Here is a 16031-nt window from a genome sequence, read left to right as displayed (position 1 = left end):
AGCGCCCGCACTGCGTTCACCGTGTGTAAACATTACGAGGCTTACAGTCCCAGTCAAGGAGGTAAGAAATCATGGAAAGACGCAATTTCCTTCGCGCTTCCGTCCTGGGTGCGAGCACGGTGGCCTTCTCCGGATCACTCTGGCAGGGCGCCGCGCTGGCGGCCCCCGCCCAGCCGGCGACCAGCCCCTACGGCGCGCTCCAGGCGGCCGACGCCAACGGCATCCGGCTGCCCGCGGGCTTCACCAGCCAGGTGGTCGCCCGGTCGCGGCAGGCGGTCCCGGGCACCTCGTACACCTGGCACGACGCCCCCGACGGCGGGGCCTGCTTCGCCGACGGGTCCGGCTGGATCTACGTCTCCAACTCCGAGATCAACCCCGGCGGCGGCGCGTCGGCGATCCGCTTCAACTCGGCGGGCAACGTCGTTTCGGCCAACCGCATCCTGTCGGACACCCGGCAGAACTGCGCGGGCGGCAAGACCCCGTGGAACACCTGGTTGTCCTGCGAGGAGGTCAGCCGGGGCTTCGTCTACGAGACCTACCCGTTCGGCGGCGCGGCGGTGCAGCGGCCCGCGATGGGCCGGTTCACCCACGAGGCCGCCGCAGCCGACCCGGTCCGCCGCGTGATCTACCTGACCGAAGACGAGACGAACGGCCGCTTCTACCGGTTCGTCCCGACCACCTGGGGCAACCTGTCGTCGGGCACGCTGCAGGTCATGGTGGCGGGTTCGGCCACCAGCGGCTCGTTCACCTGGGCCACCGTCCCCGACCCCGACGGCAGCCCGACGCTGACCCGCAACCAGGTGTCCGGCTCGAAGTCGTTCAACGGCGGCGAGGGCTGCTACTACGCCAACGACACCGTCTGGTTCACCACCAAGGGCGACAACCGGGTGTGGCAGGTCAACCTGACGAACAACACCTACGAACTCGCCTACGACGACAGCCTGGTCACCTCGGGCACGCCCCCGCTGACCGGCGTCGACAACGTGACGGGCTCGACCGCGGGCGACCTCTACGTCGCCGAGGACGGCGGGAACATGGAGATCTGCATGATCACCCCCGACGACAGGATCTCGACGTTCCTGCGCATCAACAACCAGGGCTCCTCCGAGATCACCGGCCCGGCGTTCAACCCGGCGGGCGACCGCCTCTACTTCTCCTCGCAGCGCGGCACGTCGGGTTCGTCCTCGGGCGGCATCACCTACTGCGTGACGGGCCCCTTCCGCCGCTGAGCCGACCAGGGGTCGGGCACTTCCGGCGCTGCTCGGGTCCGCTCCGGCCCAGGTCCGTCACGGCTCCTTTCCGTTACGGCTCCGCCTGCCACGGCACCGCCCGCCGCACCCGGGCGGCGCCGTGGCCGGCGCTCCGCACCCGCCCGGCCGGACGCCGCGACGATTCACGCGTCTCAGGTGGGAGGTTCGCCGACGGGCAGCTCGAAGACGGCCAGCCACGTGGTCAGGATCGCTTCCAGGCGCTCGGCGTCCTCCGGGGCCAGCGCGTCGAGGAGGCGGCGTTCGTTGGCCATGTGCTCGGTGAACGCCGCGTCGATCAGCTCCAGCCCGGCCGTCGTCAGGGCGACCACGCGGCCCCGGCCGTCCGACTCGCTGGGGCGGCGGGTGACCAGCCCGGCCTGCTCCAGCCGGTCGATACGCTTGCTCATCGCCCCAGTGGTCACCATGGTGTGGGCGGCCAGCTCGCCGGGGGCCCGTTCGTAGGGGGCCCCGGCCCGGCGCAGCGTGGCCAGCACGTCGAACTCGCCCTCGGCCAGCCCGAACCGCCGGTAGACGAGGCAGAGCCGTTCGGTCAGGTGCCCGGCGACGCGGTGGAGGCGGCCGATCACCCCGGCCGGCGCGACGTCGACGTCGGGCCGCTCCCGGGCCCACTCCTGCTGGATGCGCGCGACGTGATCCATCACGCGGGTCAGGATATATCTTCCTTGGAAGCTATATTATCTTCCATGGAAGCTACTTGGCGGTGGGCCCCGGTCACGGCGATCGCCCCCATCGCGTGGGGCACGACCTACTACGTCACCCACGAATACCTCCCCGCCTCCCACCCCCTCTACGGCGCCGTGTTCCGCGCCCTGCCCGCCGGTCTGCTTCTGCTGCTGCTGACCAGGAAGCTCCCCCGCGGATCGTGGTGGTGGCGCTCACTCGTGCTCGGCACGCTGAACATGAGCGTCTTCTTCGCCCTGATCTACCTGGCCGCCCAGCTCCTGCCGTCGAGCGTCGCATCCACGATCATGGCGACCTCGCCGATGGTGATGATGCTGCTCGCCTGGGGCCTGGTCGCCGAACGCCCGGCCGTCACCCACCTGATCGGGGCGGGCGTCGGCGTGGCCGGCGTCGCGCTGACCGTGCTGACCGGCGCCGAGGCGGTGAACGGCTGGGGCGTGCTGGCCTCGGTCTCGGCGATGGTGTTGTCGTCCGTGGGCTTCATCCTGGCCAAACGGTGGGGCAAGGGGGCCGACGTGCTGCCGTCGACGGCCTGGCAGCTCACGGCGGGCGGCCTGGTGCTGCTCCCGGTCGCGATCCTGGCCGAGGGGGCGCCCCCGGCCGTGGACGCCCCGGCGATCGGCGCGTACGCCTACGTCTCGGTGGTCGCCACCGCCCTGGCCTTCACCGCGTGGTTCGCCGGCCTGCGCCGCCTCCCGGCCGGCACGGTCGGGCTCATCGGCCTGCTCAACCCGGTGACCGGCGTGGTGGTCGGCACCCTGGTCGCCGCCGAGACCCTGACCCCGGTGCAGGTGGGCGGCCTCGCGCTGACCTTCGCGGGCATCCTGCTGGGCCGCCCCGTCACCCGGAAGCGCCCGCCGGCCGCCGGCGTATCGGCGCGAAGGTCGGCACCGGATCACGCAGCAGGAATTCGCTGATCAGCTGGTGACAGAGCTCGGGCTTCTCCACCAGCAGCCCGTGCGAGGCGCCCGGCACCACCGCGAGCTCCCCGTCGGGCAGCGCCCGATAGAGGGCCAGCGTGTGCTCCAGCCGCACCTCGTCGTCGTCGCCGACCATGACCAGCGTGCGGGCCGTCACCCCCTTCAGGTCCTCCTCCGTGTACGCCGGCTCGCGCGCGTGCAGGTCGTCGAGCTTGGCCGCGACGACCCGGTAGTGGCCCTCGCCGTCGGGCGACACCTCGGCGTGGCCACGCCCGAGCCAGTCGAGCGTCTCCTCGTCGGCGTCGAGCACCCCGGGCAACCACCCGTCGTGGTGGAAGACCCCCGCGACCAGCACGAGCCGCCGGACCAGGTCGGGCCGCCGCAGCGCCATCGTCAGCGCGACCGCCGCCCCGTCGCTGCACCCCAGCAGGTGGGCGGGCCCGACGTGCCGCTCCTGGACCGCGATCATGTCGTCGGCCATCGCCGCGAACGTGAACGGCCCGTCGGCGTCGGCCGTCCGGCCGTGCCCTCGGCGATCGGCCCGCCAGACGGTGAACCGGTCGCGCAACCCGGCGACGTTCACGTCGAAGGCGCGGGAGTCGACGCCGCCCGGATGCAGCAGGAACAGGGGGTCGCCGGTCCCGTGGCGGTCGTGCCAGATCTCCATGGCGCGATGATAGGACGCAGCGGACATCCGGCACGGATTGGAACGAACATGCGCGTCGTCGTCATCGGTGGCAGCGGCCACATCGGCACCTACCTGGTCCCCCGGCTGGTGCGGGCCGGCCACGAGGTCGTCACCATCAGCCGGGGCACCCGCGCCGCCTACACCGACGCCCCCGAGTGGCGCGAGGTGCGGCAGGTCGCCGCCGACCGGGAACAGCAGGACCGCGAGGGCGTCTTCGGCGACACGGTGGCCGCCCTGGACCCCGACGCGGTCGTCGACCTCGTCTGCTTCACCCTCGAATCGGCCACCGCCCTGGTGGAACGCCTGCGCGGCGCGACCGGCCACCTGCTGCACTGCGGCTCCATCTGGCGCTACGGCCCCAGCCACTCGCTGCCGATCACCGAGGCCACCGGCACGGCCCCGGTCGGCGAGTACGGCGTCCAGAAGGACCGGATCGCCCGCATGCTGAAGGAGGAGACGGCCGGCGGCGGCCTGGTCACCACCTCACTCCACCCCGGCCACATCGTCGGCCCCGGCTGGCACCCGATCGGCCCCCTGGGCAACCTCGACCCCGGCGTGTGGACCACGCTCTCGGCCGGCCGCCCGCTCCGGATCCCGGGCATCGGCGGCGAGCTCATGCACCACGTCCACGCCGACGACGTCGCCCAGGCCTTCGAACTGGCGGTCGGGCAGCGCGACGCGGCGGCGGGCCAGGACTTCAACGTCGTCGCCGCCACCGCCCTGAACGTGCGCGGCTACGCCCACCGGGCGGCGGCCTGGTTCGGGCAGACCGCGACGCTGGAGACGGTGACCTGGGAGGAGTTCCGCGAGCAGACGCCCGCCGAGCACGCGCAGGCGAGCTGGGAGCACCTCCACCGCGACCACTACTGCTCGATCGCGAAGGCGGCGACCCTCCTGGGCTACGCGCCGGATCACTCCCCGGAGGACGCGATCCTGGAGTCGGTCCGCCGGCTGGTCGACGAGGGCGAGCTGAAGGTGGCCACCCCGCTCATCGCCTGAGACGCCGGTCACGATCATTTCGATCCGGCCGTGGACCCGCAATGCCATCCCAGCCGGCCAACGAATGGGCAAATGTCCGGATAGTGAGCAGATGGGGGCGTTTGGGTGGCGGCCGTATCGGAGATCACCACGCTTGAATGCCAACGCACCAGCCGACGCGTTCGCATGTGAAACCGACTCTTGGTGGAGTTTCAATGCAGAACACTCAGCTGTTCGAATGCGCGCTCCGGACCCAGCCTCGCTATCGGCTGGGAGACCAGATATTGGTCTCCTTTGAGATCCGTAACACGAGCGAGGAGCCCTATCGGATCCTGACCTGGGATATACCGCTGCTCGACTCACCGCTCAACTTCCTGTCGGTCAGCCATGAGGGGAGTGAGCTCCTCTACGACGGACCCATGGTCAGGCGGGTTGACCCCACGGAGAAGGAGTACATCAGTCTCGCGCCGGGCGAGTCCCGCTCCGCCGAAGTCGACATCTCCAGGCTCTACGCCATTCAGCTGCCGGGTGAGTACACGGTCACGTTGAACACCGAACTGGCCGATGTCTATTCTCTTTCGGGCCGCTCCTCCCTCGCCCCGAGAGTCCGCAGAAACCACGAACGATATGCCCTCGAACACGTGAGTGCGACGCTCACTGTGGAGGCCGGCGATCCGCCGAGAATGACTCTCGGTCAGGCTGCACGGCTGGAATCGATGACCAGGCTGCCGGGTGGGCCGGGACAGGAGCCCTCTGCGCGGGAGCCCTTCATGCCATGGCTCATCGGCGGCACCCCCGCCCAGCAGGCGGACGTTCGCTCCGCTCACGCCCAGGCGGTTTTCAAGGTGGGAAAAGCACTCGACGTGATCAACTCCGGCCCCGGCAATTGGCACTACCGGCGCTGGTTCGGCGTGAACGCCAAATACAATCTGCCTTTCGGTGGCCTGACGACCTACACCGTGGCCGCCATGGGCATCAATTCCATCAGATCGATCATGAACTTCCCCACGTTCCCCGTCCAGACTTACGTGCTCAGCGGAGGGCGGGATTGCGACGAAAGCACGTTGGGCTATACCTATGCGGGTTCTCATACCGTCTGGCTGTGCGGACCGTTCTGGGGTGTTCCCCTGTCCGGGATTCCCGACGGCAAGTCCGGCACGCTCATCCACGAATGGAGCCATGCGGTCGCGTCCACGTCCGACTTCTTCAGCGGCCCGGAGAAGTGTTTGCAGGCGGCAGCCGCGAATCCGGCGGTAGCCGTGGTGAACGCATGCAACTATGAATACTTCTGCGAGTTCCTCTGATCGGCGACCACGACGTCCTGCCCGCGCAGCGCCACGCCGCATCCCCCGCAGAGCAGCCGGGGCAGGAAGCCCTCTCCGCATCCCTGGTGCCGGTAGACGAGCGCCGGACCCTCCGGGGCGCGGAACCAGCGCTGGCCCCACGCGATGGCGGTCACCACCACGGGGAAGAAGGCCCGGCCCTTGTCGGTCAGGTGATAGGTCGTCCAGTCGGCCCGGTCGGCCGACGGGACCTGCTCGAAGATGCCCAGGTCGCAGAAGACCCTCAGGCGGTCGGCCACGATCGCCGGGGGTGCGCCGAGGCGCTGTTCGAAGTCGCGGAAGCGGTGCAGGCCCTGGAACGCGCCGCCCAGGATCGCCGCCGACCACCGGTTCCCGATCAGCGTCATCGTCTGCGGGAAGAGGCCGGCCGAAGACGAGGCGACACGTCGCCGGGTGGTGCCGGATGGCACCGAGCGTTCCCACGTCCCCGAGGGGCCGAAGGCGCCGGAGACGTCGCGGGGCACGACCGCCTTGCCGCAGCCCTGGCAGGCCAGGACGGGCACGAACGGCGAGCCGCAGGCGCGGTGCACCATCACCGGGAGCGACTCCGCGTGCTCGGGCACCCAGGCCGACTCCCACGCCCACACGGTCAGCAGGACCGGCCACAGGTCACGGCCGCGTTTGGTCAGCCGGTACTCCGGCCGCTTCGACCCGATGGACGTCTTGTCCAAGACGCCCATCTCCGTCAGGTGGGCCAGGCGGCCGGTCAGCACGGCGTGCGAGATGGGGAGGGCCGTGCGCCACTCGCCGTAGCGCCGGACGCCCATCATGGCGTGCCGGAGGATGAGCAGGTTCCACTCGTCGCCGACCAGGCCGAGGGTCATGCCGACCGCGTTGGTTCCCCCCGGGGCCAGCGCGGTGGGGCGGGATCCGGGGTCAGGCAAGCCCGACGGCCCGTTCGGGTGACTCCGCGGTCCGCCAGCCGGGGATCGAGTCCCCGGGGGCCCAGGTGGCGTGGGTGCCGCTGGAGACGCGTTCGGGCAGCCGGATGCGGGCCAGCGGGCCGTCGGCGACCCGGGCCGCGTCGAAGATCAGGCATTCCGACCGGTCGTGGTTCATGTCGGTCGTCAGGGTGATCAGGTAGCCGTCGTCCTCCGCGACCGCCCCGGCCCGGGGGGCCATGGCGGGCTCGCTGCCGTAGACGTTCGCGGGCAGCGTGTACGTCTCCTCCTTGCCGGTCAGCAGGTCGTGCCTGGTCACCCCGTCGAACAGGAACCAGCCCTCGACGCCGGTGGCCGCGTAGGCGTAGCGGTAGCCGACGCCGCCGTACCGGGAGTTGAGCACCCCGAACTCGGTGATGGAGTCGGTGAGGCGCTCCTCCCGGCACTGACCCGTCTTCAGGTTCAGCCGCCAGCGGTGCAGCTTGGTCTTCATCCGGTCGAGCGCCAGGAAGCGGAACATGCGCTGGTAGTAGCTGCCGTCGCCGATGTCCTTGGGCTCCGGGTCCTCCTGGAAGAAGCCGTCGAGCACGATCTCGTCGCCCTCCTCGTAGGCGTTCACCCAGTGCAGGACGTAGGTCGAGGCCGCCTCGAACCACTGGACCTTCGAACCCGTGCGGGGGATGACGCCGATGCGCAGCGGAAGGTCGGGGTGGAAGCGGGCGGCGTGCCTGCCCTGTCTCAGCAGCGCCGGGTCCCAGAACATCGGGCAGTCGTTGAGGATCGCGTAGTTCTCGGTGAACGCCATGTCGTGGGGCAGCCGGGGGCCGGGCAGCGGCACGTCGACATAGTGGGTCAGCCGGTCGTCGGCGGAGACGACGCCGTAGTGCATGTAGGGCTCGTCGGTGCCGTAGTTGAAGAACAGCAGCTCGCCGGTGCGCGGGTCGACCTTGGTGTGCGCGGAGACGCCGCAGGCGGAGGGGAAGTCGCCGTGCCAGTCGGCCTTGCCGAGGGTCTCCAGGGTCAGCGGGTCGAGCCGGTAGAGGTCGCCGCACTGGTAGAAGCTGGTCAGCGCCACCCCGGCGTGCACGATGACGTCGGTCGACGAGGAGTCCTTCAGGCCGCCGCGCGCGCCCCAGCCCTCCCGCAGCGAGAGCGAGGGGCGTTCGGCCAGACCGGCCCAGAGCGGGGCGCCCGCCTCGGCCTCGGCGAGGAAGCCGTCGGTCCGGATGAAGCGGTTGCGGTAGAAGGCCGCGCCGTCGCGGAAGCCGATCACGTGGACCATGCCGTCGCCGTCGAACGGGTGGTAGCGCTCGAACGCCGGGTGGACGGGGTTCTCGGTGTTGCGCAGGTAGACGCCGTCGAGGTCGGCGGGGATCTCGCCGACCACGTCGAGGTCGTCGGCCCGCCACTCGGTGGTCTGCGGCCGCCACGGGCCGGTCCGGTAGGGGTGGTCGTCATCCTCCGGAAGGGTCGACAGAACCCGTGCGACGACGTCGACGTCCATGGCTACTCCCCTGTCCCGATCACGAAACCGACGGTCGTGGTGGTGCTGCCGCCGATGTTGAGCGTGGCGAAGCGCCGGGCCCCCTCGACCTGGTAGGCCCCCGCCCGTCCCGCCACCTGCCGGCACGCGTCGAGCACCATCCGCACGCCGGTCGCGCCGACCGGATGGCCCCCGCCGATCAGGCCCCCGCTGGGGTTGACCGGGATCCGCCCGCCGATTTCCAGGTCGCCGTTCTCGACGGCCTTCCAGCTCTCCCCGGGGCCGGTGATGCCGAAGTGGTCGATCGCGGCGTACTCCGACATGGTGAAGCAATCGTGTGTCTCTATGCCGTCGATTTCCGGCAAAGAGACGCCCGCGCGGGTGAACGCGTCGGTGATCGCCCGGCGGACGTGCGGCAGGACGTAGGGCTCATCGGCGCTGCGGGCGAGCTTCTGGGCCAGCGGCAGGCCGACCGTGCGGTGGCCCCAGCCGAGGATCCGCGCCATCGGGCGGGCCCGCGTGCGTTCCAGGAACCGGCGGCCGACCACGACCAGGCCCGCGCCGCCGTCGGTGATCTGGGAGCAGTCGGTGCGCCTGACCCGGCCCTCCACGACCGGGTTGGCCGCGTCGTCGGCGGCGAAGCTCGCGTCGGTGAAGGTCCACTTGCGGGTCTGGGCGTTGGGGTTGGCCGCGGCGTTGGAGAAGTTCAGCCGGGCGATGGCGCGCAGGTGGGCCTCGTCGATCCCGTAGCGGCGGTCGTACTCGTCGGTGAGGGCGCTGAACATGTGGGGCCACATGAATCTCGCGTCCCGCCCCTCGTGGCCGACCCAGGCGGCGGCGCCCAGGTGGCCGGCCGCGTCGTCGCCCGGGACGGTGCGTTCGAGCTCCAGGCCCAGGACGAGGGCGCAGTCGTAGCGGCCCGACTCGATGTCGGCCATCGCCGCGAGCAGGGCCGTGCCGCCGGAGGCGCAGGCGGCCTCGTGCCGGGTGGCGGGCACGTCCCAGAGCTCGGGCACGACCGTGGCGGGCATGCCGCCGAGCTGGCCCTGGCCGGTGAAGAGCTGGCCGAAGGCGTTGCCGACGTGGATGACGTCGACGTCGGCGGCGGAGACGCCCGCGTCGTCGAGGGTGCCGCGGACCGTCTCGGCGGTCAGGTCGGCGAAGTCGAGGCCCTCGCGGGACCAGTTGCGGGCGAAGTCGGTCTGGTGGCCACCCAGGACCCATACGGCATCCGGCATACTTCCCGTACTACAACAAACAGAGTTACAGTGCAAACGTGTCTGACGTCTACGTCCTCGACTACGTGCGCACCCCCCGGGCCAAGGGCTCCGCGAAGGGCTCGCTGCACCACCGGAGCCCGGTCGACCTGGTGTCCGGGCTGCAGCGGGCGCTGGTCGACCGGGGGCTCGACCCGGCCGCCGTCGGCGACGTGATCGTCGGGTCGGCCTCGCAGGTGGGCGAGCAGGGCGGCAACCTCGCCCGGGTGGCCACGCTGCTGGCCGGATGGGGCGAGGAGGTCCCCGGCGGCACGGTCAACCGCTTCTGCGCCAGCGGGATCGACGCGGTGGCCCAGGTGGCGGCGCGCATCCGTACCGGAGAGATGGACCTGGCGGTCGCCGGGGGCGTCGAGAGCGTGTCCCGGGTGGCCATGTTCAGCGACCGCGCGCCCCTCTGGACCGACCCGGCGACGATCGAGCGGGTCGGCTCCGTCCACATGGGCGTGGCCGCCGACCTCAACGCCACCCTCGACGGCTGGACCCGCGAGCAGCTCGACGCCTACGCCGTCGAGACCCACACGAAGGCCGCGGCGGCCTGGGACCGGGGCGACTTCGCCGGTTCGGTGATCCCGCAGGCCCGCGCCGACGGGACGGTCTTCGACCGCGACGAGCTGATCCGGCCGGGCACCTCGATGGCGTCGCTGGCCACGCTGGCCCCCGCCTTCGCCGACCCGGCGCAGGACGCCATCGTGCTGAAGGCCCACCCCGAGGTGGGCGAGATCGTCCACCACCACACGGTCGGCTCCTCGCCCGCGCTGGCCGACGGCGCGGCCCTGCTCGTCCTCGGCACCACCGAGAGCCCGATCAGGGTCGTGGGCGCGGCGACCGCCGCCGTCGACCCGGTGATCATGCTGACCGCCGGGCAGGCCGCCGTCGAGAAGGTGATCGCCAGGGCCGGGCTCACCCCCGCCGACGTCGACGTCTACGAGTTCGCCGAGGCGTTCTCCGCGTTGTGCCTGCGGCTGCGGCGCGACCTCGGGCCGGGCCCCGACCGGCTCAACCCCGGCGGCGGCACGATCGCGATGGGGCACGCGTTCGGCGCGACCGGCGCGATCATGGTCGGGCAGTGCGCCGAGAACCTCACCCGCCTCGGCGGCCGTTACGGGGTGGCGGCCGTCAGCGGCGCGGCCGGGCTCGGGGTGGCAGTCCTCATCGAACGGGTAGACGGTTGACGTGATCTGGATAAATCTGGCGGCCACCCTCGTGGCCGTCGCGCTGACCATGGCCCTGACCATGGCCTACGCGTTGCGCACGGACAACCAGTCGATCGTCGACTCGGTCTGGGGCCTCGGCTTCGCCGTCGTCGCGGTCGTCTCGTTCGTGCTCTCGCTGGCCGCCGGCGAGGGCAATTTCACGCGGTCGCTGCTCGCGCTGGTGCTCACCGCCGTCTGGGGGGTGCGGCTGGGCGCGTACATCCACCACCGCAACCGGGGCAAGGGCGAGGATCCCCGGTACGCCGCCATGCTGCGCCAGAACAACGGCCCGGTGGCGCCCTTCGTGCTGAAGAAGATCTACCTGCCGCAGGGCGCGGTCATGTGGTTCGTGTCGCTGCCGGTGCAGATCGCCATGTTCCAGCCCCAGCCGCTCAACGTCTTCACCTGGCTGGGCGTGGCGCTCTGGATCGTCGGCTTCGCGTTCGAGGCGATCGGCGACGCGCAGCTGGCCCGGTTCAAGGCCGACCCCGCCAACGAGGGCCGGGTCATGGACCGGGGCCTGTGGGCGTGGACGCGGCATCCCAACTACTTCGGCGACGCCGCCGTCTGGTGGGGCCTGTTCCTCATCGCCCTGGGCACCCCGTGGGCGCTCGTCACCATCGTGTGCCCGTGGCTGATGACGTACCTGCTGATCTCCAAGAGCGGCAAGGCCCTCACCGAGAAGCGCATGGCCAAGAGCAAGGGCCAGGAGTACGTCGACTACGTCAACCGGACCAGCGGGTTCTTCCCCCTGCCGCCGCGTCAGCGCTCGTAGGCCCACATGTGGAACCGGGTCAGCTCCCGGAACCCCATCTTCCGGTAGACCGGCAGGCCGAGGTCGCTGGCCAGCAGCATCGCCGAGGCGGCCGGGTCGGCGCACGCGGCGGCGAAGGTGACCGCCGCGGCGAACCCCCGGCCGCGCGCCTCGGGCGCCACCGAGACGTAGTTGACCTCGGTCAGCCCGTCGTGGGTGTACGCCGCCGCCGTCGCCACCGGCAGCCCGTCGAGCCGGCCGAGGAACAACCGCCAGCCGGTGCGGTGGACGTCGGGCCCGAACAGGCGGCCGGGCCGCCAGCCCGCCCGGTCGAGCGGGTAGGCCCGCGCCACCGTCGCCTCGAACTCGGCGGCGTCGCCGGTGACCTCCTCGACGTGGTGGGGCGACGCCGGCGGCTCGCCGGGCTCGCGGATCATCAGCGGCGGCTGTCCGTCGGTCCGCCAGGGCGCGACCGGCTCGGGCAGCGGCCAGCCGCCCCAGAAGTAGAACAGGCCGGGACCCTCGTGCAGCCCGGCGAACTCGATCGCCTCGCCGGCCAGCCGGTCGAGGTGCTCCGGCTCCCGCAGCAGCGTCGCCCCGTTGGCGAAGCCGGCCGCTCCCCCGAAGTCGGCCAGCCACATGTCGTCGCTCCGCGCCACCTTGCCGCCCTGGAGGGCGACGTGGGCGTCGGCGGAGGCGGCGAGCAGGCGGGCGTACCGGGTGAGCATGTCGGTCATAAGGGACATTTTGCTCTAGGCAGACCGTTGCTCCGCAATGCGCCGCCGCATGGCCGACACGTCCGTGCGGTACGGCAGCGCCTCCAGGATGTCGCAGCACCGGTCGGCCGCGTTCAGCCATTCGAGCGTGAACTCGGCCACGAACCGGTCGTAGAAGAGCACCAGCCCCGCCCCCGCCAACAGGAACGTCTCCCGGTCGTCCGGCCGGGGGTTCTCGACCACCCTGCGCAGGTGGCGGGCGGTCTCGGTGAGGTAGTCGGGGTCGCGCTCGACCCGCGACCGGCAGGCCGCCGCGCAGGCCAGGGTGAGGTCGTCGCGGGTGCCCCACGGAAGCGCCGCGGCGAGGCGGCCGAAGTCGGCGGGGAACTCGACGGTCAGGTGGCGGCACATCGCCGCCAGCACCAGGATCATGGCGTGGTCGAACTCGGGGTCGCCGGGCTTGGCCTGCTCCATCAGCTCGACCAGGGCGTCGACGCCCTCGGCCAGGTCGTGCGGCGCCTCCGACCTGGTGGTCTGCAGGTTGCCCAGGGCGAGCAACGCGGGCAGGCGCATCAGGCTGGGCGGGGCCTCCAGGGCGGCGCGCAGGATCGAGAGCCGGCGGCCGTCCGGGGTGCCGGGGTCGTAGGCCGCGAGGCAGGCGTACAGGGTGCCGAGCATCGCCGCGTGGTCGGGGTCGGCCGGGCGTCCCTCCCCGACCGCCGTGAGCGCGGCCGCGTGGTCGCCGGTGGCCAGCGCGACCGAGCCGAGCAGCAGGAGGGCGTGGGCGTCGTGCGGGTCGTGGCCGACCGCCGCGAGCAGGTGCCGCGCCGCCTCGGTGAGGTCCGGGGAGGTCCGCCGCGCCATGAGGGCGGCGTCGAGGAACGAGATGCCCAGCCCCGGAATGGCGTGCTCCAGCAGGAGTTCCCCGGCGCGGGAGTGCGCGGTCGCGGCGGCCTGGACGAGGGCGGGAGTGGGCCCCGCGGTCCGCAGCCGCTCGTCGACGACGCGGGCCGCCTCGATCGCGACGGCGGGCGTGGGGTCGTGCTTCAACGCGCGGAGGGCTCGTTCGACGTCCTCGTCCGGTGAAGTCATATGAGCATATTGCCGGGATTTCTCCGTTCGTTACGCGTGTTCGACCAGAGAAGTTCGGGCTCCGGGCGAAGATGGCGCAAGCGGGACATTATTGGGCAATTGTTGCGTATTAAATTTTGGCTTTCGGCCCGATAGGGTGCCGTGGTGGCTGCGGCTTTGGAACTCGACGCACTCGGCAAACGCTTCGGCCCGAAAATCGCGGTCGACCACGTGAGCCTTTCCGTCCCGCCCGGATCCTTCTACGGCCTGGTCGGCCCCAACGGCGCCGGCAAGACGACGTCATTGTCGATGGCGGTGGGCCTGCTGCGCCCCGACACCGGCCACGCCCGCGTCTTCGGGGTGGACGTGTGGGCCGACCCCGTCGCCGCGCGGGCCCGGGTCGGCGTGCTCCCCGACGGGCTGGCCCTGCCCGAACGGCTGACCGGCCGCGAACTGCTCGGCTACCTGGGCCGCCTGCGCGGGCTCGACCGCGAGACGGCGGGCGCGCGGGCCGGCGAGCTGCTGGAGATCCTGGAGCTCGACCAGGCCGAACGCACCCTGGTGATCGACTACTCGACGGGCATGCGCAAGAAGATCGGCCTGGCCACCGCGATGCTGCACGGCCCCCGCCTGCTGGTGCTCGACGAGCCGTTCGAGGCGGTCGACCCCGTCTCCGCGCTGACCATCCGGGCCATGCTGAAGGGCTTCGTCGCCGGGGGCGGCTCGGTCGTGTTGTCGAGCCACGTCATGGCCTTGGTCGAGCAGTTGTGCGACCACGTCGCGGTGATCGACCGGGGCCGCGTCGCCGCCGCCGGGCCCCTCGACGAGGTGCGGGACGGGCGTTCCCTCGAAGACCGGTTCGTCGAGCTGGTCGGGGCCGACGTCGACGACGTGAAGGGGCCGTCGTGGTTGGCGTCCTGATCGCCATGAAGATACGGGTGCTGCGGCACTCGATCGGCGGCTCCCGCGCGGCCGGCATGGTCATGGGCGGCCTGGCCGGCCTGGCCCTGGCGATCGGCACGATCGTGGTGGCGGGCCTCGACGGCGACCTGCTGGCGGCCGTCTTCGCGGTCTGGTTGTTCGGCTGGATGCTCGGCCCCGTCTACACGGGCGGCGGCGACGAGAGCGTGCGCCCCGAGCACTTCTCGCTGCTGCCGATCGACCCCCGCAGGCTGGCCCTCGGTCTTCTCGGCACCGCCTTCGTCGGCGTCCCGCCGCTGGTCAGCCTGGTCGCCTTCAGCGCCCTGGCGGTCTACGCCGGGTCGTTCGGCCTGGCCGGGTTCACCGTCGCACTGGTCGCGATCCCGCTGATGGTGGCGCTCGTCGTGGCGCTGTCGCGGCTGATGATCGGCGTGCTGGGGGTGGCGGTCAGGTCGCGGACCGGCGCGATCCTGGCGGCGTTCGTCAACGCGTCGATGAACGTCGTGCTGAACCAGTCGTGGGTGCTGATCTGGGCGGCGATCCAGTTCGACCTGCTGACGTCGGGTTTCCCGCCGGCCTTCTCGTCCGTGGTGCGCTGGTTGCCGTCGGGCTGGGGCCTGGCGGCCGTGGAGGCGGCCGGGCGGGGCGACTGGCTCGTGGTGGCGGCGGCCCTCCTCGGGATCTGCGCGCTCATCGCGCTCGCGCTGCTCGTCTGGTCGCAGCTGCTGGTCAGGCGCACCACGACCAAGCCCCTGCACTGGGTGCCCCAGGGCACCGGGCGCGATCTGGCCGCCCGCGGCCCGGTGGGCGCGGTGGCGGCCAAGGAGCTGCGGACGTGGTCGCGCGACCTGATGCGCACCCACCTGTTGTGGTTCGCCGTCTTCTTCGGCGTGCTCTACACCCTCGTCCCCCTGATCATCGGCTGGTGGGGCATGCTGCCGTGGGCCGGCGTCCTGGTGGTCGTGATGGCCGCCGCGACCTCGGCCAACCTGTTCGGCCTCGACGGCACCTCCCTGTGGCTGACCCTGGTCAACCCCGGCACCGAGCGGGCCGAGGTGCGGGGCCGCCAGGTCGCCTGGTTGCTGCGGGTGGCCCCGATCGCGGCCGTCCTCACCGTCGCCGGGACCGTCCTCGGCGGCGAAGGCTGGACCTGGCCGTGGACCCTGTCGATTTTGGCGGCGGTGCTCGGCGGCGGAGCGGGACTCATCGCCCTGGTGTCGGTCGCCATGCTGGTGCCGGTGACCGAGCCGAACAAGCGCAGCGGCAACCCGCTGGAGGCGGGCGCCATCTTCGGCCAGGTCGTGCTGATGCTGCTGCTGGTGACCGTGACGGCGCTCCCGGCGGGCGGCGTCGCCTACCTGGGCGGCGCGCTCGGCCTGCCGGTCGTCTCCTGGCTGGCCGTGGTGGTCGGGGCGGCCACGGGGGCCGGGCTGACGTGGTGGTTCGGGCGGCTGGCCCACCGGCGGCTGGCGGCGAAGGGGCCGGAGCTGCTGGGCCTGATGCGCTCGGGCGGGACCGTGACGCCGGGCTCCGGCGAGACGGCCCTCGGGCGGCCGAAGGTGAAGCTCCCGGCGGGCAAGCAGGCGCTGGTCACGTTCCTGTGGATCTTCTGCTGGATCCCGCTGTTCCCGCAGGGGCTGGTGCCGCTGTGGACGATCTGGACCGGCAGCGATGCGCGGCTCTGGTTCCTGGCGCTGCACCTGCAGGACCCGTGGCGGGTTCCGGTCGCCGTCGCGTTCGTCACCCTGGGGGCCGTGATGATCTATTTCGGCACGGTCATCCCGAACCGGCACGACCGGGCCGATCCCGCCCTCATGCACGAAGAGTAGCAATTGATAACGTTTAGTGATGGAA

The 16031-nt window shown here is 71.6% G+C and carries 15 protein-coding genes; 8 read left to right on the top strand and 7 right to left on the bottom strand.

From position 1 onward, the window contains the following. Positions 1-71 precede the first annotated feature (71 nt). The gene (locus tag AW271_RS03450) at positions 72-1229 is read left to right on the top strand and encodes an alkaline phosphatase PhoX (protein ID WP_062331532.1); all 1158 of its coding nucleotides are present in this window, start codon (positions 72-74) and stop codon (positions 1227-1229) included. 173 nt (positions 1230-1402) lie between these two features. Here the strand turns inward: AW271_RS03450 and AW271_RS03445 are convergent, their stop codons facing one another. Continuing rightward, positions 1403-1909 (bottom strand): MarR family winged helix-turn-helix transcriptional regulator, encoded by a 507-nt coding sequence (locus AW271_RS03445; RefSeq protein ID WP_062331529.1) that lies wholly within the window; start codon positions 1907-1909, stop codon positions 1403-1405. Positions 1910-1954: 45 nt separating this feature from the next. On the opposite strand from AW271_RS03445, the gene AW271_RS03440 reads away from it, so the two are divergent. Continuing rightward, complete coding sequence (locus AW271_RS03440; RefSeq protein WP_083976013.1) at positions 1955-2869, top strand: EamA family transporter; 915 nt, start codon at positions 1955-1957, stop codon at positions 2867-2869. Here the strand turns inward: AW271_RS03440 and AW271_RS03435 are convergent. Further along, positions 2793-3539, bottom strand: coding sequence for an alpha/beta fold hydrolase (locus tag AW271_RS03435; protein WP_157553874.1), 747 nt, complete (start codon positions 3537-3539; stop codon positions 2793-2795). The two genes, AW271_RS03440 and AW271_RS03435, sit on opposite strands and share 77 nt — an antisense overlap. Before the next feature lie 48 nt (positions 3540-3587). Between AW271_RS03435 and AW271_RS03430 the strand changes: the two genes are divergently transcribed. Both AW271_RS03430 and AW271_RS03425 read left to right on the top strand, forming a co-directional pair. Next, the gene (locus tag AW271_RS03430) at positions 3588-4559 is read left to right on the top strand and encodes an NAD-dependent epimerase/dehydratase family protein (RefSeq protein WP_062331524.1); all 972 of its coding nucleotides are present in this window, start codon (positions 3588-3590) and stop codon (positions 4557-4559) included. A 194-nt stretch (positions 4560-4753) separates the two neighbouring features. After that, positions 4754-5842, top strand: coding sequence for a M35 family metallo-endopeptidase (locus tag AW271_RS03425; RefSeq protein WP_062331521.1), 1089 nt, complete (start codon positions 4754-4756; stop codon positions 5840-5842). Here AW271_RS03425 and AW271_RS03420 read toward each other — a convergent pair. Genes AW271_RS03420 through AW271_RS03410 form a run of 3 tightly spaced genes read right to left on the bottom strand, consistent with a single transcriptional unit; the run spans position 5815 to position 9483 of the window. Then, a complete protein-coding gene (locus tag AW271_RS03420; protein WP_245652910.1) occupies positions 5815-6765 on the bottom strand; it encodes a winged helix-turn-helix transcriptional regulator in 951 nt (316 codons plus the stop codon). The genes AW271_RS03425 and AW271_RS03420 overlap by 28 nt on opposite strands. After that, a complete protein-coding gene (locus tag AW271_RS03415) occupies positions 6758-8266 on the bottom strand; it encodes a carotenoid oxygenase family protein (protein ID WP_062331517.1) in 1509 nt (502 codons plus the stop codon). The genes AW271_RS03420 and AW271_RS03415 overlap by 8 nt, the downstream gene beginning before the upstream one ends. Positions 8267-8268: 2 nt before the next feature. Beyond that, on the bottom strand, positions 8269-9483 hold the full coding sequence (locus AW271_RS03410; protein WP_062331514.1) for an acetyl-CoA acetyltransferase: 1215 nt from the start codon (positions 9481-9483) through the stop codon (positions 8269-8271). A gap of 38 nt (positions 9484-9521) precedes the next feature. Between AW271_RS03410 and AW271_RS03405 the strand changes: the two genes are divergently transcribed. Both AW271_RS03405 and AW271_RS03400 read left to right on the top strand, forming a co-directional pair. Further along, positions 9522-10694, top strand: coding sequence for an acetyl-CoA C-acyltransferase (locus tag AW271_RS03405; RefSeq protein ID WP_062331511.1), 1173 nt, complete (start codon positions 9522-9524; stop codon positions 10692-10694). A 1-nt stretch (position 10695) separates the two neighbouring features. After that, positions 10696-11490 carry a DUF1295 domain-containing protein gene (locus AW271_RS03400; RefSeq protein WP_062331508.1) on the top strand — a complete coding sequence of 265 codons (795 nt, stop codon included), beginning with the start codon at positions 10696-10698 and terminating at the stop codon, positions 11488-11490. Here AW271_RS03400 and AW271_RS03395 read toward each other — a convergent pair. Together AW271_RS03395 and AW271_RS03390 are read right to left on the bottom strand one after the other, a co-directional pair. Continuing rightward, complete coding sequence (locus AW271_RS03395) at positions 11478-12206, bottom strand: hypothetical protein (RefSeq protein ID WP_062331505.1); 729 nt, start codon at positions 12204-12206, stop codon at positions 11478-11480. The two genes, AW271_RS03400 and AW271_RS03395, sit on opposite strands and share 13 nt — an antisense overlap. Before the next feature lie 15 nt (positions 12207-12221). After that, complete coding sequence (locus AW271_RS03390) at positions 12222-13277, bottom strand: tetratricopeptide repeat protein (protein ID WP_062331501.1); 1056 nt, start codon at positions 13275-13277, stop codon at positions 12222-12224. A 144-nt stretch (positions 13278-13421) separates the two neighbouring features. Here AW271_RS03390 and AW271_RS03385 point away from each other — a divergent pair, with 144 nt between their 5' ends. After that, complete coding sequence (locus AW271_RS03385; protein ID WP_245652909.1) at positions 13422-14177, top strand: ABC transporter ATP-binding protein; 756 nt, start codon at positions 13422-13424, stop codon at positions 14175-14177. After that, on the top strand, positions 14162-16006 hold the full coding sequence (locus tag AW271_RS03380) for a hypothetical protein (protein ID WP_062331494.1): 1845 nt from the start codon (positions 14162-14164) through the stop codon (positions 16004-16006). Before AW271_RS03385 ends, AW271_RS03380 begins: the two co-directional genes overlap by 16 nt. Positions 16007-16031 lie beyond the last annotated feature (25 nt).

The sequence above is a fragment of the Herbidospora sakaeratensis genome (assembly GCF_001570525.1).
GTDB lineage: Bacteria > Actinomycetota > Actinomycetes > Streptosporangiales > Streptosporangiaceae > Herbidospora > Herbidospora sakaeratensis.
The sequence above is the reverse complement of the archived record's forward strand: the minus strand, read 5'-3'. Positions and strand labels throughout refer to the sequence as shown.

What these genes read in the sequence shown, in the direction of transcription:
- AW271_RS03450 (WP_062331532.1), top strand. Translation starts at nt 72, where the DNA reads ATGGAAAGACGCAATTTCCTTCGCGCTTCCGTCCTGGGTGCGAGCACG.
- AW271_RS03445 (WP_062331529.1), bottom strand. Translation starts at nt 1,909, where the DNA reads ATGGATCACGTCGCGCGCATCCAGCAGGAGTGGGCCCGGGAGCGGCCC.
- AW271_RS03440 (WP_083976013.1), top strand. Translation starts at nt 1,955, where the DNA reads ATGGAAGCTACTTGGCGGTGGGCCCCGGTCACGGCGATCGCCCCCATC.
- AW271_RS03435 (WP_157553874.1), bottom strand. Translation starts at nt 3,539, where the DNA reads ATGGAGATCTGGCACGACCGCCACGGGACCGGCGACCCCCTGTTCCTG.
- AW271_RS03430 (WP_062331524.1), top strand. Translation starts at nt 3,588, where the DNA reads ATGCGCGTCGTCGTCATCGGTGGCAGCGGCCACATCGGCACCTACCTG.
- AW271_RS03425 (WP_062331521.1), top strand. Translation starts at nt 4,754, where the DNA reads ATGCAGAACACTCAGCTGTTCGAATGCGCGCTCCGGACCCAGCCTCGC.
- AW271_RS03415 (WP_062331517.1), bottom strand. Translation starts at nt 8,266, where the DNA reads ATGGACGTCGACGTCGTCGCACGGGTTCTGTCGACCCTTCCGGAGGAT.
- AW271_RS03410 (WP_062331514.1), bottom strand. Translation starts at nt 9,483, where the DNA reads ATGCCGGATGCCGTATGGGTCCTGGGTGGCCACCAGACCGACTTCGCC.
- AW271_RS03395 (WP_062331505.1), bottom strand. Translation starts at nt 12,206, where the DNA reads ATGACCGACATGCTCACCCGGTACGCCCGCCTGCTCGCCGCCTCCGCC.
- AW271_RS03390 (WP_062331501.1), bottom strand. Translation starts at nt 13,277, where the DNA reads ATGACTTCACCGGACGAGGACGTCGAACGAGCCCTCCGCGCGTTGAAG.